We start from the raw sequence: 19,779 nt of genomic DNA on the forward strand, positions 1-19,779 counted from the left end.
CGGTCACGGCGGCCCGGTACCCCTACGGGGGTGCCGGGCCGCCGTCGTCGGTGCGCGTGAGCGATGTCGCAGCCACGGGCCGAGGCCGCGGAGGATACTTGGCTGATGTGGCTCCTCGCCGCGTTCGGGCGGCTCCCGGGTGTCGCCACCGCACGGTCCTACCGGCGGGGGTGGCTGCGGGGCGACGTCACGGCGGGTCTCGCGCTCAGCGCCCTGCTCGTCCCCACCGGCATGGGATATGCCCAGGCGGCGGGACTGCCGCCCTACACCGGTCTCTACGCGACAGTGGTGCCGATGCTCGTGTACGCGGTGGTCGGTCCGTCCCGGATCCTCGTGCTCGGACCGGATTCCGCGCTCGCCCCGCTCATCGCGGCCGCGGTGATCCCGCTCGCCGCCGACGGTGACCCGCAGCGTGCGGTCGCCCTCGCCGGTGTGCTCGCCCTCCTCGTCGGGGCGATCCTCCTCGTCGGGGGGATACTCCGCTTCGGATTCCTGACCTATCTGCTCTCCACACCGATCCGGGTCGGTTTCCTCAACGCGATCGCGATCATCGTCATCGTCGGGCAGCTCCCGCTCCTGCTGGGCACCTCGGCCGACGAATCCGGTGTCGTCGCCGAGGTTCTCGACGTCGTCGACGACGTCTTCGAGGACGGTGTCGAACCGGTCGGACTTCTCCTCGGCGCCGGCACCCTCGCTGTGATCCTCGTGCTGCAGAAGGTCGTTCCCCGCATACCCGCGGTGCTCGTCGCGGTGGTCGCCGCCTCCGCGGCGGTCGAGGTGTTCGGGCTCACCGATCGGGTGGAGATGGTGGGGGCGCTGCCCTCCGGGATCCCCGCGCCCGTTCTGGGCGGTATCGAACGGGGAGACGTGATCGAACTGCTCGCACCCGCGGTCGCGGTCGCCGTCATCGCGTTCGCCGACACCGCGGTGCTGTCGCGCTCGTTCGCGCTCCGACGGGGTGAGGACGTGGACGGCAGTTCCGAGATGCGCGCCCTCGGTGTGGTGAACATCGCAGCCGGTGCGACGGGCGGATTCCCCATCTGCGGCAGCGGCAGTCGCACTCCCGTCCTCGAACAGGCCGGAGCGCGTACCCAGCTCGCGGGTGCCGTCGGAGCGGTGACGGTCGCGATCTTCCTGCTGGCCGCGCCGGGGGCGACGGCGTACCTGCCGCAGGCCGCGCTCGCTGCCGTCGTGATCGCCGCGGCGAGTGCGCTCGTCGATGCGAAGGGGCTCGGTCGCCTGTGGCGGGTCAACAAGATCGAATTCTGTTTGTCTTTCGCCGCATTCGTGGCGGTCGGTCTCGCCGGTGTGTTGAGGGGTGTACTCGTCGCGATCGCATTGTCGTTGGCGGTCGTGATCGTGCGTGCCTGGCAACCCCACCGGACCGAACTCGTCGAACTCGAGAACATCGCCGGATATCACGACCGGGAGCGGCATCCCGAGGGCCACCGCATCCCGGGTCTCGTGCTCGTGCGATTCGACGCTCCGCTGTTCTTCGCGAACGGTGTGATCCTCACGAAGTTCGTCCGTGAACTCGTCCGCGAACGCGAGGACCGTATCGAGTGGGTGGTACTCGCGGCCGAACCGATCACGGATCTAGACATCAGCGCCGTCGAGGAGATCGAACGTCTCGACGACTACCTCGCCCACAGGGGGATACGGCTCGCCTTCGCCGCGATGAAGGGGCCGGTCAAGGACAAGTTGCACCGGATGCAATCGGGGAATCGCTTCGGGGCCGGTCGATTCCATCCGACCGTCCGCACTGCCGTGGTGGCCTTCCGGCACCGGAACCAGCCCGGCATCGAGCGCAGTGTGCTCGACGCACCCCCGCAGGACATCGTCCCGCCCCCGCGGAAGGATCGGCCCGCACCACCGTGATCCCGGTCCCGGTGGCCCCGTGGGAGGGGCCGGGGCACTAAACTGTGGGCGGTCGCGGGTGCCCACGCATGCTGTCGGGCGCGAGCGCCGTCGACCACTCACACATTCACGACACAGGGAGTCCGCACGTGAGCCAGAATGGCCGTCCAGTAGTCCTGATCGCCGACAAGCTTGCGCAGTCGACCGTCGATGCGCTCGGTGACGGTGTCGAGGTGCGCTGGGTCGACGGCCCCGACCGCCCCGCCCTGCTCGCGGCCGTGCCCGAGGCCCAGGCGCTGCTGGTCCGCTCCGCGACCACCGTCGACGCCGAGGTGCTCGCTGCGGCGCCCAACCTCAAGATCGTCGGTCGCGCCGGTGTCGGCCTCGACAACGTCGACATCGCTGCTGCCACCGAGCGCGGTGTGATGGTCGTCAACGCGCCCACCTCCAACATCCACTCCGCCGCCGAGCACGCGGTCGCGCTCCTCATGTCCGCGGCGCGGCAGGTTCCCGCCGCCGACCGCACCCTGCGTGAGCGCACCTGGAAGCGGTCGAGCTTCAACGGCACCGAAATCCTCGGCAAAACGGTCGGCGTCGTCGGCCTCGGCCGCATCGGCCAGCTGTTCGCCCAGCGTCTCGCGGCGTTCGAAACCCACGTCATCGCGTACGACCCCTACCTGCCGGCCGCCCGCGCCGCACAGCTCGGCATCGAGCTCGTCGACATCGACGAGCTGGTCGCCCGCGCCGACTTCATCTCGGTGCACCTGCCCAAGACCAAGGAGACCGCCGGCCTGATCAACGCCGAGCGTCTGTCCAAGGCCAAGGACGGCGTCATCATCGTCAACGCCGCCCGCGGTGGCCTGATCGACGAGGACGCGCTGTACGACGCGCTCGTCGAAGGCAAGGTCCGCGCTGCCGGCCTCGACGTCTTCGAGACCGAGCCGTGCACCGATTCGAAGCTGTTCGACCTCGACAACGTCGTCGTCACTCCGCACCTCGGTGCATCCACCGCCGAGGCCCAGGACCGCGCCGGTACCGACGTTGCCAAGAGCGTGCTGCTCGCCCTCGCCGGCGAGTTCGTGCCCGATGCCGTCAACGTCTCCGGTGGCCCCGTGGGCGAGGAGGTCGCGCCGTGGCTCGAGCTCGTTCGCAAGCTCGGTCTGCTCGCCGGCACCCTCTCGCCCGAGGCCGTGCAGAACGTGCAGGTCGTCGTCAGCGGTGAGCTCTCGGCCGAGAACACCGACATTCTCGGCCTGGCCGCCCTCCGCGGCCTGTTCTCGGCGAGCAGCGACGAGCCCGTCACCTTCGTCAACGCCCCCAAGCTCGCGGAGCAGCGCGGCGTGACGGTCGAGGTCGAGAAGGTCAGCGAGGCCACCACGCACCGCAGCGCCGTCGAGGTCCGCGCCGTGGCGCCGGACGGACACGTCACGTCCGTCGCGGGTGCGCTCACCGGCCTGCAGCAGGTCGAGAAGATCGTCAACATCAACAGCCGCAGCTTCGACCTCCGCGCCGAGGGCCACAACCTGATCGTCCACTACCAGGACCGTCCGGGTGTCCTCGGAACGCTGGGCACCGTGCTCGGCAACGCGAGCATCGACATCCAGGCCGCGGCGCTGAGCCAGGACGCGGAGGGCCCCGGCGCCACCGTGATCCTCCGTGTCGACCGCGTCGTCGGCGACGCCGAGGTCGGACAGATCACCGAGGCGCTCGACGCGCGCGTCGCCCAGGTCGACCTGTCCTGATCCTTCGGTTCTCCATCATCCGGTGGCCGCGACCGTCTGCACGGTCGCGGCCACCGTCGCACAGGAAGTGAGTAGTGCTCATGAAACTTGCGGTCATCCCCGGTGACGGCATCGGTGTCGAGGTCACGGCGGAAGCTCTCAAGGTGCTCCGCGCCCTCGTCCCGGATCTCGAGACCACCGAGTACGACCTCGGTGCCCGCCGGTACAACGCGACCGGCGAACTCCTGCCCGATGCCGATCTCGCCGCGATCCGCGAGCACGACGCGATCCTCCTCGGTGCCATCGGCGATCCGTCGGTCACGCCGGGCGTCCTCGAACGCGGTCTCCTCCTGAACATGCGGTTCGCACTCGACCACCACGTCAACCTGCGGCCGTCGCGCCTGTACCCGGGCTCGAAGTCGCCGCTCGCCGCCGACCACGAGATCGACTTCGTCGTCGTCCGCGAGGGCACCGAGGGCCCGTACACCGGCAACGGGGGAGCGATCCGCGTCGGCACCCCGCACGAGATCGCCACCGAGGTCTCGGTGAACACCTGGTTCGGAGCCGAGCGCGTGGTCCGCTACGCCTTCGAGCTCGCGCAGACCCGCCGCAAGCACGTCACGCTCATCCACAAGACGAACGTGCTGTCGAACGCCGGCGCCATCTGGACCCGCGCCGTCGAGACCGTCGGCAAGGAGTTCCCTGAGGTCACCACGGCCTACTGTCACATCGACGCCGCGACCATCTACATGGTCGACGACCCGTCGCGCTTCGACGTCATCGTCACCGACAACCTGTTCGGCGACATCATCACCGACCTCGCCGGCGCCGTAACCGGCGGTATCGGCCTTGCCGCGAGCGGCAACATCGACGCCTCGGGCACCAACCCGTCGATGTTCGAGCCGGTCCACGGCTCGGCACCGGACATCGCCGGCAAGGGCATCGCCGATCCCACCGCGGCGATCCTGTCCACCGCCTTGCTGCTGCGCCATCTCGGGCGCGAGGAGGATGCTGCACGCGTCGAGCGGGCCGTCGAGGCCGACCTCGCGAATCGTGGCACCGGTCCGATCGTGACCACCGAGATCGGCGATCGGATCGCTGCTTCTCTTTGATCTCTGAGCGCGGATTCTCACCGGGCACCGAGTTCTTCGGCACAAACGCGCGTGGCGCCGGCGGGTACGTCCCGTCCGGCGCCACGCGCGTTTCGCGTATCAGTCCTTCGGTATCACCGGGACCGCCGCTGCGGGAGCGATGGCGGCCAGGGCGAAGGCCGCGGGGAATCCGACCGCGGCGATGAGCCCACCGAAGACCGGTCCGACGGCCGCGGCGAACACGAACTGCCCGGTGTTCTGGATCCCGAGTGCGCGGCCGCCCCAGAACGGGCCGGCGATCTCCGCGACGGCAGTGAATGCCAACCCGTTCGGCGCCGAGGTCAGGATCGACGCGACGAGCAGGACGCCCACCGCGATCGCCGAATCCGTCCACGCCGTGACGGAGAGCGCGACCATCGACACGACGACCGATGCGGCGACGAGGCGCATCGGTCCCAGCCTGCTGCCCACCCGATCGGACCAGGCCCCGGTGACGACACGTCCGAGGGCGCCGAGGATCTGGGCGGCGGTGATGACGAGACCGGCGCCGACCTCGTCCCAGCCGCGGTCGGCGATGAGCCAGACCAGGGCGTAGGTCCACACGACGTACTGCGGAACGACGAGCAGGATCGACGCGAGATGGATCCGCGTGAGGGACATGGAACTCCGGTAGGGATTGCCGAGCACGCCTGCGCGCTCGGCCTCCACCCGTCCGGGTCGGGGCGGATCCACCACGCCGACCGCGCAGACGACGGCTGCGAGCCCGCACGCGAGCATGGGAAACGAGAGCGCCCAGGCGATCCCGTGGTCGCCCGCGAGAGTGGGGATGACGAGTGCGCCCGCGGCGACACCCAGCGGCACCGACATCTGCCGGATGCCCATCGCGAGGCCGCGCTGGTGCGGCGGGAACCATCCGACCACCACGCGACCGCTCGCCGAATTGGCGCTCACGGCGCCGGCTCCCGCACACATCAGCAATAGGCCGAGCAGTGCTGCGGAGGTGGTGCGGGACAGATCCAGTGAGGTGGTCGCGCTCGCGAGTCCCATCGAGACGGCCGCGATCCCGAGTCCGGCGGCCAGCGCGAGACGTTCGCCGAACCGGTCGGCGATCGCGCCCCACACGACGAGCGTGAACACGCCGCCGAGGATCGGTGCGCCGGCGAGGGTTCCGGCCTGGGCGAGGGTGAAGCCACCCTCCTGGTTCAGGATTGGGATGAGGAAGGCGACGCCGTTGATGACGGTGGCCTGGGAGGCCTGGGCGAGGACGCCGAGGGCCAGGATCAGCCATCGGCGCCGACCGATGTCCGGAGTGTCCATGAGTCCCACTATCCGAGAAAGTCGTACCGTTATATGAAATCTTGGTCGGACTCTATACCCGCGGCACCCGGGCGTCGATCGCAGTGTGCGCGCACCGTTAGACTCCGGACATGCGCCTTGGTCGAATTGCCAGCCCGGATGGTGTCGCGTTCGTGAGCATCGAAGGGGAGGGGAAGTCCGCGACGGCGAAGGAGATCGCCGAGCATCCTTTCGGGAACCCCACCTTCACGGGCCGGAGCTGGCCCCTCGCCGACGTGCGGATTCTCGCCCCGATCCTCGCCACCAAGGTGATCGCGGTCGGTCGCAACTACGCCGCCCACGCCGCCGAGTCGGGCAACGAGGTCCCCGACGAGCCGATGATCTTCCTCAAGCCCAACACGTCGATCGTGGGCCCGGGCGCGCCCATCGTGATTCCGCCGACCACCTCGCTCGTCCATCACGAGGCCGAACTCGCCGTGGTCATCGGGCGTCCCTGCAAGGACGTCCCCGCCGCGAAGGCCCGGGAGGCGATCCTCGGCTACACGATCGCCAACGACGTGTCCGCGCGCGACCATCAGCGCAAGGACGGCCAGTGGGGCCGAGCCAAGGGCCACGACACCTTCTGCCCGCTCGGTCCGTGGATCGAAACCGACATCGACCCTTCCGATCTCGAGATCTCGGCGGAGGTCGACGGGCAGATCCGCCAACGCAGCCGCACCTCGAAGATGGTGCACGACATCCCGAAGCTCATCGAATGGATCTCCGGTGTCATGACCCTGCTGCCGGGCGACGTCATCCTCACCGGCACTCCCGAAGGTGTCGGACCGATCGAGCCGGGCAACACAGTCTCGATCACCGTCGAGGGCATCGGAACGCTCACGAATCCGGTCGTCGCCAAGGGATCCTGACCGGAGCTCGCTGCGGGGCGGATAGCCTGGGAAGGTCTCCCGTCGATCCTCAACCCTGAGCGAGTCATGACCACCAGCGAAGTACGCGTACGTTTCTGCCCGTCACCGACCGGAACCCCGCATGTGGGTCTGGTGCGCACCGCCCTGTTCAATTGGGCTTTCGCGCGTCATCACGGCGGCACCTTCGTGTTCCGCATCGAAGACACCGACGCCGCACGCGACACCGAGGAGTCGTACCGGGCGATCCTCGACGCCCTCCGGTGGCTGGGTCTCGAATGGGACGAGGGTCCGGAGGTCGGCGGACCGTACGAGCCGTACCGGCAGTCGCAGCGACGCGACCTTCACCTCGAGATCGTGCAGAAGCTCGTCGACTCCGGTGAGGCCTACGAGTCGTTCTCGACGCCGGAAGAGGTCGAGGAGCGGCACAAGGCCGCCGGCCGCGACCCGAAGCTCGGCTACGACAACTTCGACCGCGACCTCACCCCGGAGCAGCGGCAGGCCTTCCTCGACGAGGGGCGCAAGCCGGTCGTGCGACTGCGCATGCCCGAAGAGGACCTCACGTGGAACGACCTGGTCCGCGGCGAGACCACTTTCAAGGCGGGCTCGGTGCCCGACTTCGCGCTGACCCGCGGCAACGGCATCCCGCTCTACACGCTCGTCAATCCCGTCGACGACGCGCTGATGAAGATCACACACGTCCTGCGCGGCGAGGACCTGCTGTCGTCCACCCCGCGTCAGCTTGCGCTGTACGCGGCGCTGCAGCGCATCGGCGTCACCGATTTCACGCCCGAGTTCGGCCACCTGCCGTTCGTGATGGGGCAGGGCAACAAGAAGCTCTCCAAGCGCGACCCGGAGTCCAACCTCTTCCTGCACCGCGATCGCGGGTTCATCCCCGAGGGCCTGCTCAACTACCTCGCTCTGCTCGGCTGGGGTCTCGCCGACGACCGCGACGTGTTCTCCCTCGACGAGATGGTCGCGGCCTTCGAGATCTCCAAGGTCAACTCGAACCCCGCCCGGTTCGACCAGAAGAAGGCCGACGCCATCAACGCCGAGCACATCCGCCTGCTCGAGCCGGAGGAGTTCGCGACCCGGCTGAAGGCGTACCTCGTCGAGCACGGCCGGATCGGGGCCGACGTCGACGACGCGCTCTTCCGGACGGCCGCCGACCTCGTACAGACCCGTATCGTCGTTCTCGGGGACGCGTGGGACCTGCTGAAGTTCCTGTTCGTCGACGACGCCGACTTCACGCTCGACGAGGTCTCCGCGGCGAAGAATCTCAAGGAGGATGCCGCGCTCGTGCTCGACGCCTCCGTCGCCGCCCTCGAGGGCCTGACCGAGTGGACCACGCCGGCGATCGAGGAGGCGCTCAAGAGCGCACTGATCGAGGGGCTCGAACTGAAGCCGAGGAAGGCCTTCGCTCCCGTGCGGGTCGCGGTGACGGGCTCGCACGTCAGCCCGCCGCTCTACGAGTCGATGGAACTGCTCGGCCGTGAGCGCACCCTTGCACGACTGCGTGCCGGGCGGGCGCGCATCGCCTGACCCCTGCATGGTCGCTCTCGGCCCGTCGTCGGCACCCGCCGGCGACGGGCCGAACTCGTTCCGGGCTCGATTTCATGCCACCGAGCTCGTCCCGAGCTCGATTGCACTCCTCTGACCAGCCGATTTGTAGTTGGTGGCGGGGTTGGTGCTAATCTTCTTCTCGGTTCGGAACGGAGGCCACAACGCCCGCAGGGCAGGCCGAAGGAACAAACCATTGGGGTATGGTGTAATTGGCAACACAGCTGATTCTGGTTCAGCCATTCTAGGTTCGAGTCCTGGTACCCCAGCTGAGACGCGGCGGTTTGCCCGCAACGTCTCAGCCAGCTATGCTGGCTGAGCTTCCTTCGGGAAGCGAAGAGAAGAAGTTCCATAGGCCCCCGTCGTCTAGCGGCCTAGGACGCCGCCCTCTCACGGCGGTAGCGTGGGTTCGAATCCCATCGGGGGTACAACGGACTACCCACCGATCTCCGGGTCGGTGGGTGTTCTTCTCTCGGAGGCGTCGACTCGTCGATTCCTCGGAAAGTTCCAGGCCCCCGTCGTCTAGCGGCCTAGGACGCCGCCCTCTCACGGCGGTAGCGTGGGTTCGAATCCCATCGGGGGTACAACCACGAAGGCTCTCCGATCATCGATCGGAGAGCCTTTCGCGTATGGGCGGTCACTGCGCGGCGGACGGAAGATAGGCGGCCGTCGTGCCGCCGATCTCCATGACAGGCATCCCGAGCTTGCAGTGATCCCACGAACGCACCCGCGCGGGCACCACACGGACGGCCACCCGTTTGTGCATCATCTGCTCCACCGCGGGGCGCGCCTCCTCCGTGTACGGGGCGGTGTACCGCTCCCACACGTCGCGGCAGACCTCGAACAGGCGGTCGTGGTCGTCCACGATCTCCGCCCGCCCCTCGATCGAGACGCCACGCAACTGGTCGTAGGTGTCGCCGGCCTCGACGAGGACGGTCACGCGATCGTCGCGCCGGAGGTTGACGACCTTCTGCGATTTCGCCTTCGTCTCGAACCAGATCTCCCCGTCGAGCACCGCGTACCACATGGCGACGAGGTGCGGGGTGCCCGTCGGTCCGAGGGTCGCCAGGTTCGCGACCCGGCTGCGGTGGAGGAACTCGTCGATCTCCGACTCCGTCATCATGATGCCTGCGCGGCGGTTGGTTCCCATGCGAAGCACTCTGGCAGAGCGTGGAGCCGCACGGCTGTCTTCCTCCCGCCCCGCCCGGGCTCCACCCGGGAGGGACACGGGCATGCGGTCGACCTCAGAGACGCTTCTGGAGCGCTTCTGCGGCGGCGAGGAGGTCGGCGGCCCAGCGGGCGCCCGGTCGGCGGCCCATGCGGTCGATGGGGCCCGATACGGAGATCGCGGCGATCACGCCACCGCTGCTGTCGCGCACGGGTGCGGCGACCGACGCCACACCGGGTTCGCGTTCGGCGGCGCTCTGCGCCCAGCCGCGGCGGCGGACCTCGACGAGCACGCGTTCACCGAAGGCCGCGTCGGGGAGGATGGCGCGCTGGGTCGCCGTATCGGCCCACGCGAGCAGAACTTTCGCGCCGGAGCCGGCCGTCATCGGAAGGCGTGCGCCGACGAGGACCGTGTCGCGCAGACCGGTCGGCGGTTCGAGAGCGGCGACGCAGACCCGCTGGGTGCCCTCGCGGCGGTACAACTGCACGCTCTCGCCGGTGATCTCGCGCAGACGGGGGAGGACGAGCGAGGCGGCCTCGACGAGCGTGTCGCCTGCGCCCGCGGACAATTCGGCCAGTCCGGGGCCGGGACGCCACTGTCCGTCGCTGTCGCGCATGAGGAGGCGGTGGACCTCGAGGCCCACGGCGAGACGGTGCGCCGTGGCACGGGGCAGGCCGGTCCGCGCGCACAACTCGTTGAGGTTGCACGGCTGTTCGGCAACCGCATGGAGGACTGTCATCGCTTTGTCCAGCACTCCGATCCCGCTATGCTGTCTCATAGGTCGATACCTCCGTCTCGCATAATGGGAAGCATATCGCATGCCGAGAACGGTGGGGACGACGCCATACGCGGCCGGACAGCCCCCGGGATCCCGCGTTCGTCACGTACGACAAGGTGGAGAAGATGGCTGGAAAGACTCTGGCGGAAAAGGTGTGGGACCAGCACGTGGTCGTGCGCGGTGAAGGAGAGGGATCGGCGCGACAGCCGGACCTGATCTACATCGACCTGCATCTCGTACACGAGGTGACCAGCCCGCAGGCCTTCGACGGTCTGCGGCTGGCAGGACGCCCGCTGCGGCGTCCCGACCTCACGATCGCCACCGAGGATCACAACGTCCCCACGGTGGACATCGACAAGCCGATCGCCGACCCGGTCTCGCGCACACAGGTCGAGACCCTGCGCCGCAACTGCGAGGAGTTCGGTGTCCGTCTGCACCCCATGGGCGACCTCGATCAGGGCATCGTCCACGTGGTCGGCCCGCAGCTCGGTCTCACGCAGCCCGGCATGACGGTGGTGTGCGGCGACAGCCACACCTCCACCCACGGCGCCTTCGGCGCACTGGCGATGGGCATCGGCACCAGTGAGGTCGAACACGTCATGGCGACACAGACGTTGTCGCTGCGGCCGTTCAAGACGATGGCCATCAACGTCGGCGGCACCCTCGCGCCGGGAGTGACGAGCAAGGACCTCATCCTCGCGATCATCGCGAAGATCGGCACCGGCGGCGGACAGGGCTACGTCCTCGAGTACCGCGGCGAGGCGATCCGCGCACTGTCGATGGAAGCGCGGATGACCATCTGCAACATGTCGATCGAGGCGGGCGCCCGCGCCGGCATGATCGCCCCCGACGAGACCACCTACGAGTTCATCAAGGGTCGCCCGCACGCCCCGAAGGGCGCCGACTGGGACGCTGCCGTGGAGGCGTGGGAGCAGCTGAAGACCGACGACGACGCGGTTTTCGACGCCGAGGTCCACATCGACGGCAGCGCTCTGACCCCCTTCGTCACGTGGGGCACCAACCCGGGCCAGGGCGCTGCGCTCGGGTCCAGCGTTCCGGTACCCGAGGAGATCGCCGACGAAACCGAGCGGTCTGCAGCGGAAAAGGCGTTGCGCTACATGGATCTCGAACCGGGCATGCCGCTGCGCGACGTGAAGATCGACACCGTCTTCGTCGGCTCGTGCACCAACGGCCGCATCGAGGATCTGCGTGCCGTGGCGGATGTCCTGCAGGGCCGCAAGGTCGCCGACGGCGTCCGGATGCTCGTCGTGCCGGGTTCGATGCGGGTGCGCGCGCAGGCGGAGGAGGAGGGGCTCGGCGAGATCTTCACCGCCGCAGGGGCCGAGTGGCGTCAGGCCGGGTGCTCGATGTGCCTGGGCATGAACCCCGACCAGTTGGCGCCGGGCGAGCGTTCCGCGTCGACCTCGAACCGGAATTTCGAAGGACGGCAGGGCAAGGGCGGACGGACGCATCTCGTCTCGCCGGCCGTGGCCGCCGCAACCGCGGTGCGGGGAACGCTTTCCGCACCGGCGGATCTGGACTAGACCACAGGACCGACGAGGAGAATTTTCGATGGAAGCCTTCACCACCCACAGGGGCATCGGCGTCCCGCTGCGCCGCTCCAATGTCGACACGGATCAGATCATCCCGGCCGTGTACCTGAAGCGCGTCACCCGTACGGGATTCGAGGACGGTCTGTTCGCCGCATGGCGCAACGACCCGTCCTTCGTCCTCAACACCCCGCCCTTCGACCGCGGCAGCGTTCTCGTCGCCGGACCGGATTTCGGCACCGGCTCCTCGCGTGAGCATGCCGTGTGGGCGTTGTCGGATTACGGATTCCGGGTCGTGATCTCGTCCCGCTTCGCCGACATCTTCCGGGGCAACGCCGGAAAGGCCGGTCTGCTCGCCGCTCAGGTCTCGCAGGACGACGTCGAACTGCTGTGGAAGCTCATCGAGCAGCAGCCCGGACTCGAACTGGAAGTGGATCTCGAGAACCGGACGGTGACCGCCGGAACCACCGTGGTGCCGTTCACCATTGACGACTACACGCGGTGGCGTCTGCTGGAGGGTCTCGACGACATCGGATTGACATTGCGCCAGGTAGACGCGATTTCCGAGTACGAAAAGTCAAGGCCGTCATGGAAACCGAGTACCCTTCCGGCGCCCTGAAAACACCCCCGAACGCGCCTTCTCCGGGCCCGGTCCGACGCTCCCGTCGGGCCGGGCCCGGAGGTTATTTGCATGAGAATCCGCGTGGCACATAGACTCTTGCCCGTTTGCGGGTCTACCGTGGACTGGAGTCGGTCTGACGGTGGACCGTGTATGTGCGGAGGAAATCAATGAACAAGGCAGAACTGATCGACGTTCTGACCGAGAAACTCGGTTCGGACAGGCGCACCGCCACCGCGGCCGTCGAGCACATCGTGGACGCGATCGTTCGCGCCGTGCACGACGGTAAGAGCGTCACCATCACCGGATTCGGTGTCTTCGAGAAGCGTCGTCGGGCCGCGCGTGTCGCGCGGAACCCGCGCACGGGTGAGACGGTCAAGGTCAAGCCGACCTCGGTGCCGGCCTTCCGTCCCGGCCAGTCCTTCAAGAACATCATCGCGGGCACCCAGAAGCTCCCGGCTTCGGGTCCGGCCGTGAAGCGCGGTGCAGCTGCAGCGGCCAAGAAGACCGCGGCAGCGAAGAAGGCGGCGAAGAAGACCACGGCGGCGAAGAAGACCACGGCGACCAAGTCGACCGCGGCGAAGAAGACCACCGCAGCGAAGAAGACCACGGCGGCGAAGAAGACCACCGCCACCAAGTCGACTCCGGCGAAGAAGACCACCGCGGCGAAGAAGACCACGGCGGCCAAGTCGACTCCGGCGAAGAAGACCACCGCCACCAAGTCGACCGCGGCGAAGAAGACCACCGCGGCGAAGAAGAGCCCGGCCAAGAAGACCACGGCCCGCAAGAGCACCAAGAAGTAACACCCACCCGCGATGCGGCTCGCACACGTGCGAGCCGCACAGGTGAGACGACGGCGGCCGCCGGACATCCGGTGGCCGCCGTCGTGTGTACTCGGTCAGATGCTCTCGTCGTCCGCCGGTGGACGGCCCGTGGGAAGAGGGCTGTCGAGGTGGTCGGCCGCGACGAGACGATCGCCGCGCAGCGACAACACCCACATGCTCGCCTTCCGGTTCCGCGCCGGAGGCAGCACGAGACCGTCGCGCTCGGCCCACCACTCCAGGAGCGGCGGGATCACCCTGCCCTGACTGGAAATCACGGGAGTGCCGGGACCGGACGCGATCTCCAGCGCCCGCTTGCGGCCGCGGTCCGGGTCGGCGCGGTACTCCTCCTCCGACAGGGCCGGCTCGATGGCGATCTCGAGCCCGTGCCGGGAGGCGAAGGGTTCGACCGTCGCGATGCACCGCGTGCGGTCGGCGGACACCACGCTGTCGCCGCCGAACGCCGTCAACTGCGGAACGAGCGCCTCGGCCTGTGCCCGTCCGGACGCATCGAGGGGCCGGTAACGGTCGTCGCCCTTGTACTTCTTCCGACTACCCGCCTTGGCGTGCCGCACGATCAGCGCCATGGTCGTGTCCAGCGGCACCCGGCGGAACCGGCGCAGGACACTGCGGTCCATCGGATAGGACAACAGATCGAATGCCTCTTCGGGGGACACCCAACGCAATTCGTCAACCTCGTCATTGGGCGCGAACTGCCCGTCGAGGCACCGCGCAGCCCAGTAGTCCACCCGCTTGAGCTTGCGGTGACCCGGAACGGGGTAGACGACCTTCCCGAGACTACTGCCGAGCGCGGAGCGGAATCCGGTCTCCTCCTCGATCTCCCGCACCGCGGCAACCACGGCCGTCTCACCCGCGTCGAGCTTGCCCTTCGGAAAGGACCAGTCGTTGTAGTGCGGGCGATGCACGAGCGCGACCTGCGCATCGTCCGGAGCGTTCTCGTCGACAGGACGCCACAGGACCGCGCCCGCCGCGAAGATGTTGGCCTTCACGGGCTTGTCGCGTGATTCGGTCAACGTTCCCTCCACCTCAGGACGCACGACTACGCATGAGTTCGACCTGGTGGTCGCGGGCAGCGGTTCCCGGCTCGGGGGACGCCGTCCAGGTGCCGTCGCCCTCGAGAATCCAGCAGCGGGTGACCGGGTCGAGCGCGGAATCGAAGATGCCGTCCAGCTGCGCTGCGAGCCGGGTGTTCTTCACCTGCACCATCACCTCGACGCGACGGTCGAGGTTCCGGTGCATCATGTCGGCGCTACCGATCCAGTACTCGTCGCTGCCCCGGAAATGGAACAACCGCGAATGTTCGAGGAACCGCCCCAGAATCGAGCGCACCGTGATGTTCTCGCTCAGGCCGGGCACGCCCGGCTTGAGGGCACAGATCCCGCGCACGACCACCTCGGTCCGCACCCCCGCCCGCGACGCGCGGTAGAGCGCGTCGATCACCTGCTCGTCGACGAGGGCGTTGGCCTTGAGCCGGATCCCGCTGGGGCGACCGGCCGCGTGGTGCTCGATCTCACGCTCGACGCGTTCGATGATGCCCTTGCGGACTCCGTGCGGTGCGACGAGCAGATTGCGGTACTGCGCCTTCCGGGAGTATCCGGTGAGGGTGTTGAACAGGTCGGTGAGGTCGGCGCCGATCTCGGGTGACGACGTGAGCAGGCCGACGTCCTCGTAGAGACGAGCGGTCTTCGGGTTGTAGTTGCCGGTGCCGATGTGGCAGTAGCGGCGGATCGTCGAACCCTCGCGCCGCACGACCAGACAGGTCTTGCAGTGTGTCTTCAGACCTACGAGTCCGTATACGACGTGGACACCGGCCTGTTCGAGCTTGCGCGCCCACTTGATGTTGGCCTGCTCGTCGAAGCGTGCCTTGATCTCCACGAGCGCGACGACCTGCTTGCCCGCTTCGGCAGCGGCGATCAGGGCGTTGACGATGGGGGAGTCGCCCGACGTCCGGTACAGCGTCTGCTTGATCGCGAGGACCTGGCTGTCGGCGGCGGCCTGCTCGATGAACCGTTGCACGCTCGTGGAGAACGAGTCGTACGGGTGGTGGACGAGGATGTCGCCCTCGCGCAGGGTGGAGAACACGCTCTTCGGTGTCTCTCGCTCGCCGAAGGCGGGATGGGTCGCCGGCACGAAGGGGGCGTCCTTCAGATCCGGTCGGTCGACGGCGTGCACCTGCCACAGCGACGACAGATCGAGCAGCCCGGGCAACTGGACGACGTCCACCCGATCGACGTCGAGTTCGCGCAACAGGAGGTCGAGCATGTGCTCGGTCATGTCGTCCGACACCTCGAGCCGCACGGGAGATCCGAAGCGCCGCCGGGCGAGTTCGCGTTCGAGGGCTTGAAGGAGATCCTCGTCGCGGTCCTCCTCGACCTCGAAGTCGGCGTTGCGGGTGACGCGGAATGCGTGGTGCTCGACGATCTCCATGCCCGGGAACAACACGTCGAGATGGGCGGCGATCAGCTCCTCGAGCGGGAGGAAGGCCGGCAGTCCGTGCGACGAACCCGCGCGATCGACCCGGACGAACCGATCGACGTTGTCGGGCACCTTCACGCGCGCGAAGTGTTCACCGGACGACTGCGAATCCTTGACCGTGACAGCGAGGTTCAGGGACAGGCCGCTGATGTACGGGAAGGGGTGTGCGGGATCGACCGCGAGCGGCGTCAGGACCGGGAAGACCTGGTCGGCGAAATACTGTGTCAGTCGTCGGCGTTCGTCCTCCGTCAGATCCGCCCATCGGATGATCGAGATGCCTTCGGCCGCCAGGGCGGGCATGACCGAGTCGAGGAAGACCTGCGCCTGGCGACCGGCGAGTTCGCGCGTGCTCGACGCGATGAGCGCGAGCTGGGCGCGCGGGGTCAGTCCGTCCGCGGACCGGACCGACAACCCCGTCTCGGCGCGACGTTTCAGCCCGGCGACCCGCACCATGTAGAACTCGTCGAGATTCGACGCGAAGATCGCGAGGAACTTGGCGCGTTCGAGCAACGGCTGCGAGGTGTCCTCCGCGAGCGCGAGAACGCGGGCGTTGAAATCGAGCCAGCTCTGTTCGCGGTTGAGATAGCGGTCGACGGGAAGCGTGTTGTCGTGATCGGTCCTCGACTGCAGTCCCGTCGCGGCCGGAGGGGCGCTGGTGGCGGTCGCTACGCGACCGGCGGGTCGTGCGGCACCGGATGGTGCCGCGTGCTCGGAACTCGTGGGATCGGGGGAATCGCCGTTGGTCACGAGTTCATTGTTGCAGAGCGACGGCTCCCTGCAGCGCTGTCGCACGGGTGGCACAGGGGGAACTCGACCGTGTCGAGCACGGCCGCGGTGGCCGGTCCGACGCCGAGTTGCAGTGCGGCGGCAAGATCGTCCGGTGTGTCCACATCGAGTCGCAGTCCGGGGAGGGAGTCCGGTACCGGGTACGCACCGGCATCGATGTGGCGACCGGCCGATCCCGGACCGAACGACAGTGGCGGCAGGGTGCCGCTCACGCAGTGCAGCAACGCCGTCGTACCGCTCGCCGTGTGGTCGACGACCACGGCCGTTCCGGTCCGCCGCGCAGTCTCGCGTGCGAGCACGAAATCCTCGGGCCGCAGGGACGGAAGGTCGGCCTGCAACGCCACGAGTTCGGCGCCGGGTGCGTGCTCCCGCGCCCGGCGGGCCGCTGCGAGCAGTGCGGAGTTCAGTGGGTCGGGGGAGTCGGGACGCACCGGATCGGGGAGGACGTCCGCGCCGCAGTCCAGCGCCGCGGCCGCGACCCGCTCGTCGGCGGTGACGACGGTGACCGTCACGTCTCCGGCGGACAGCGCCGCCGTCACGGTGTCCTGCAGCATCGCAAGCACCAGTGATTCCCGTGCTGCCGGGTCGAGGACGTGCGAGAGCCGCGACTTCGCCAGGCCGAGGGCCTTGACGGGAACGAGCACGTGCGTCGCGGGCATTGCCCGATTGTGCCATCAGTATCGAATCGCACGGTCGCGCCAGGTGACGAACCGCACGACCGCCCGGTGCGACCGGGTCGTGTGCGGTCCGTCCTCCGACCCGGCGCGGTGTCGGTGGAGCCTGCGCGATACTGGGTGCGACCGTGGGTGGTGACCGCCCGGACCGAACCGGTCGCGACCGCCCGCTCCGGGCCGATCGCGAGCGTGAGTGCCGGGCATCGGATGAGAGTGAGGATGGCGTGACCACAGCAGCAGTTCTGGGCGCGGGTTCGTGGGGGACGGCGTACGCCAAGGTGCTGGCCGACGCCGGAACGGACGTGACGATCTGGGCGCGGCGCGAGGAGGTGGCGCGTGGCATCGCCGAGCGGCACGAGAACTCCGACTATCTACCCGGTGTGGAACTGCCGCACTCGCTGAAGGCGACGGCCGATCATCGGGTGGCCCTCGAGGGCGCCGATTTCGTGGTCCTCGCCGTCCCGAGTCAGACCCTGCGTACCAATCTCGAGGAGTGGAAGGCAGATATCGGACCGGACGCGACACTTCTCAGTCTCGCCAAGGGAATCGAGAGCGGCACCCTGATGCGCATGAGTCAGGTGATCGGTCAGGTCACCGGCGCCGAGCAGAATCGCATCGCCGTGCTGTCCGGCCCCAACCTCGCCCGTGAGATCGCCGAGGGGCAACCGGCCGCGACCGTCATCGCGTGCCCCGATTCCACCCGCGCCATGGAGATCCAGAAATCCTGCGCCACAAAATATTTCCGTCCGTACACGAACTCCGACGTCATCGGCTGCGAGGTCGGCGGCGCCTGCAAGAACGTCATTGCCCTCGCGTGCGGCATGGCCGCCGGGGTCGGGCTCGGTGAGAACACCGTCGCGAGCATCATCACCCGCGGTCTCGCCGAGATCACCCGGCTCGGAACCGCCCTCGGGGCCAAGCCGGCCACGCTCGCCGGTCTCGCCGGTGTCGGCGATCTTGTCGCCACATGTACGTCCCCGTTGTCCCGCAACCGTTCGTTCGGCGAACGACTCGGCCGCGGTGAGTCCCTCGAGAGCGCGCAGGAGGCCACCCACGGTCAGGTGGCCGAAGGGGTCAAGTCGTGCACCTCGGTCCGCGCCCTCGCAGCGAGTTACGACGTCGAGATGCCGCTCACCGACGCCGTGCACCGCGTGTGCCACGAAGGCATGTCGGTGCAGGACGCGATCGGGCAGCTGCTCGGACGCCGGATCAAGCCGGAATGAGTGGCATGACGGGCGATTCGACTCGCTGTGTGAAGGCAGTTGCACACGAGGGTGTTCCGGGCTCCCCGCTGCAGGCGGGACCGGTCTTCGCGGCGCCGTATCTCCTCGGGGAGGACGAGCGCGACGACGTCGACACCTATGCGCGGGCCTCGAATCCCGGTTGGCGCGCACTCGAATCGGCGCTCGCCGACCTCGAGCACGCCTCGGTCGCCCGCGTCGTCGGCTCGGGAATGTCGGCGATCACGGTCGCCCTGCGATCCCTCGTGGCCCCGGGCGGCACGGTCGTCGTCCCCTCCGACGGTTACTACCAGGTGCGCACGTACGCGCAGGAATTCCTGGCGCCGCACGGAGTGAAGGTCGTCGAGATGTCGGTCGCGGAGTTCGGTGACGGCACCCTGACCGACGTTCTGGTGACCGCTCCCGACAATTCCGTCGTACTGGTCGAGACCCCGTCGAATCCAGGCCTCGACACCGTCGACCTGCGCGCGATCGCGACCGCGTGCCACGTCTCCGACGCGCTCCTGCTCGTCGACAACACCACCGCCACACCCCTGGGCCAGCTGCCCCTCGATCTCGGCGCCGACGTCGTGGTGGCCAGCGGGACGAAATCGCTCAGCGGACACAGTGACCTGCTGTTCGGATACATCGCCGTCGCGGATCCCGAACTGCTGCCCGCGATCGACCGGGAACGACTGTTGTCGGGAACCGTGCTGGGACCCTTCGAGACCTGGCTCGCGCACCGCAGCCTCGGCACCGCCGGACTGCGCTTCGAACGGCAGTGCGCCAACGCGCTCGCCGTCGCCGGGATGCTGCTCGAGCACGCCGCTGTCACGGACGTCCGCTATCCCGGACTCGCCGGCGACCCCGCCCACGCCGTGGCGGCCGGCCAGATGAGCCGCTTCGGCCCCCTCGTCACCTTCCGGCTACCCGGCCGCGACGAGGTGCACCGCTTCGTCCGCGCGGCCACGCTCGTCGCACCCGCCACCAGCTTCGGCGGTATCCACACGACAGCGGATCGTCGCGCACGATGGGGCGATGCGGTGCCGGAGGGATTCGTCCGGTTGTCGTGCGGAATCGAGGACACCGCGGATCTGCTCGCCGATCTCGACGCGGCGCTGAAGGAGACGACCCTCCACCGAGGGAGACCGGAGCCCGCGGAGACATAGCAGGGTGTCCGGCCCCACCCGCGTAGGACTCGCTCGACACGCGGAGATCGCCACCCGGTACGGTTCGA

The 19,779-nt window shown here is 68.4% G+C and carries 16 protein-coding genes and 3 tRNA genes; 13 read left to right on the forward strand and 6 right to left on the reverse strand.

What is annotated here, in order from left to right; all coding sequences use genetic code 11:
- The first annotated feature begins 105 nt into the window (after positions 1-105).
- From NVV99_RS18050 to NVV99_RS18060, 3 genes are all read left to right on the forward strand, one after another.
- Positions 106-1,878 (forward strand): SulP family inorganic anion transporter, encoded by a 1,773-nt coding sequence (locus NVV99_RS18050; protein WP_024101383.1) that lies wholly within the window; start codon positions 106-108, stop codon positions 1,876-1,878.
- Between the two features lie 128 nt (positions 1,879-2,006).
- On the forward strand, positions 2,007-3,599 hold the full coding sequence (serA, locus tag NVV99_RS18055) for a phosphoglycerate dehydrogenase (protein WP_006554532.1): 1,593 nt from the start codon (positions 2,007-2,009) through the stop codon (positions 3,597-3,599).
- Positions 3,600-3,679: 80 nt separating this feature from the next.
- A complete protein-coding gene (locus tag NVV99_RS18060) occupies positions 3,680-4,690 on the forward strand; it encodes a 3-isopropylmalate dehydrogenase (protein WP_024101382.1) in 1,011 nt (336 codons plus the stop codon).
- Between the two features lie 99 nt (positions 4,691-4,789).
- Here the strand turns inward: NVV99_RS18060 and NVV99_RS18065 are convergent, their stop codons facing one another.
- A complete protein-coding gene (locus NVV99_RS18065) occupies positions 4,790-5,986 on the reverse strand; it encodes an MFS transporter (protein WP_006554530.1) in 1,197 nt (398 codons plus the stop codon).
- A 110-nt stretch (positions 5,987-6,096) separates the two neighbouring features.
- Between NVV99_RS18065 and NVV99_RS18070 the strand changes: the two genes are divergently transcribed.
- From NVV99_RS18070 to NVV99_RS18090, 5 genes are all read left to right on the forward strand, one after another.
- Positions 6,097-6,873, forward strand: coding sequence for a fumarylacetoacetate hydrolase family protein (locus tag NVV99_RS18070; RefSeq protein ID WP_006554529.1), 777 nt, complete (start codon positions 6,097-6,099; stop codon positions 6,871-6,873).
- 66 nt (positions 6,874-6,939) lie between these two features.
- The gene (gene gltX, locus NVV99_RS18075; RefSeq protein WP_024101381.1) at positions 6,940-8,412 is read left to right on the forward strand and encodes a glutamate--tRNA ligase; all 1,473 of its coding nucleotides are present in this window, start codon (positions 6,940-6,942) and stop codon (positions 8,410-8,412) included.
- Positions 8,413-8,627: 215 nt separating this feature from the next.
- A tRNA-Gln gene (locus NVV99_RS18080) sits at positions 8,628-8,699 on the forward strand.
- Between the two features lie 86 nt (positions 8,700-8,785).
- Positions 8,786-8,858 (forward strand) — tRNA-Glu (locus tag NVV99_RS18085).
- 83 nt (positions 8,859-8,941) lie between these two features.
- Positions 8,942-9,014: transfer RNA gene (locus NVV99_RS18090), tRNA-Glu, on the forward strand.
- A 53-nt stretch (positions 9,015-9,067) separates the two neighbouring features.
- On the opposite strand, the gene NVV99_RS18095 is transcribed toward NVV99_RS18090, so the two are convergent.
- Positions 9,068-9,580 (reverse strand): pyridoxamine 5'-phosphate oxidase family protein, encoded by a 513-nt coding sequence (locus NVV99_RS18095; protein ID WP_024101380.1) that lies wholly within the window; start codon positions 9,578-9,580, stop codon positions 9,068-9,070.
- A 94-nt stretch (positions 9,581-9,674) separates the two neighbouring features.
- Positions 9,675-10,376 carry an IclR family transcriptional regulator gene (locus NVV99_RS18100; RefSeq protein ID WP_006554526.1) on the reverse strand — a complete coding sequence of 234 codons (702 nt, stop codon included), beginning with the start codon at positions 10,374-10,376 and terminating at the stop codon, positions 9,675-9,677.
- A 125-nt stretch (positions 10,377-10,501) separates the two neighbouring features.
- Here NVV99_RS18100 and leuC point away from each other — a divergent pair, with 125 nt between their 5' ends.
- The 3 genes from leuC to NVV99_RS18115 all read left to right on the forward strand — a co-directional run bounded on the left by leuC (position 10,502) and on the right by NVV99_RS18115 (position 13,348).
- Positions 10,502-11,920: a 3-isopropylmalate dehydratase large subunit gene (gene leuC, locus NVV99_RS18105; protein ID WP_024101379.1), complete on the forward strand. Its 1,419-nt coding sequence runs from the start codon at positions 10,502-10,504 to the stop codon at positions 11,918-11,920.
- Between the two features lie 28 nt (positions 11,921-11,948).
- Positions 11,949-12,545 (forward strand): 3-isopropylmalate dehydratase small subunit, encoded by a 597-nt coding sequence (leuD, locus tag NVV99_RS18110; protein ID WP_006554524.1) that lies wholly within the window; start codon positions 11,949-11,951, stop codon positions 12,543-12,545.
- Positions 12,546-12,715: 170 nt separating this feature from the next.
- On the forward strand, positions 12,716-13,348 hold the full coding sequence (locus NVV99_RS18115; protein WP_260782971.1) for an HU family DNA-binding protein: 633 nt from the start codon (positions 12,716-12,718) through the stop codon (positions 13,346-13,348).
- 95 nt (positions 13,349-13,443) lie between these two features.
- Here NVV99_RS18115 and NVV99_RS18120 read toward each other — a convergent pair whose 3' ends face one another.
- From NVV99_RS18120 to cofC, 3 genes are read right to left on the reverse strand one after another with little or no spacing between them, the layout of a single operon-like run.
- Positions 13,444-14,400, reverse strand: coding sequence for a bifunctional NUDIX hydrolase/histidine phosphatase family protein (locus NVV99_RS18120; protein ID WP_024101377.1), 957 nt, complete (start codon positions 14,398-14,400; stop codon positions 13,444-13,446).
- Positions 14,401-14,413: 13 nt separating this feature from the next.
- Entirely contained in the window at positions 14,414-16,609 is a 2,196-nt protein-coding gene (locus NVV99_RS18125; RefSeq protein WP_024101376.1) for an RNA degradosome polyphosphate kinase, read from the reverse strand.
- A complete protein-coding gene (gene cofC / locus NVV99_RS18130; RefSeq protein WP_024101375.1) occupies positions 16,606-17,307 on the reverse strand; it encodes a 2-phospho-L-lactate guanylyltransferase in 702 nt (233 codons plus the stop codon). The genes NVV99_RS18125 and cofC overlap by 4 nt, the downstream gene beginning before the upstream one ends.
- 239 nt (positions 17,308-17,546) lie before the next feature.
- Between cofC and NVV99_RS18135 the strand changes: the two genes are divergently transcribed.
- Complete coding sequence (locus NVV99_RS18135) at positions 17,547-18,545, forward strand: NAD(P)H-dependent glycerol-3-phosphate dehydrogenase (RefSeq protein ID WP_024101374.1); 999 nt, start codon at positions 17,547-17,549, stop codon at positions 18,543-18,545.
- 5 nt (positions 18,546-18,550) lie between these two features.
- Entirely contained in the window at positions 18,551-19,711 is a 1,161-nt protein-coding gene (locus tag NVV99_RS18140) for a cystathionine gamma-lyase (RefSeq protein ID WP_080678468.1), read from the forward strand.
- Positions 19,712-19,779 lie beyond the last annotated feature (68 nt).

The organism is Rhodococcus sp. PAE-6 (assembly GCF_025290685.1).
Lineage (GTDB): Bacteria > Actinomycetota > Actinomycetes > Mycobacteriales > Mycobacteriaceae > Rhodococcus > Rhodococcus pyridinivorans.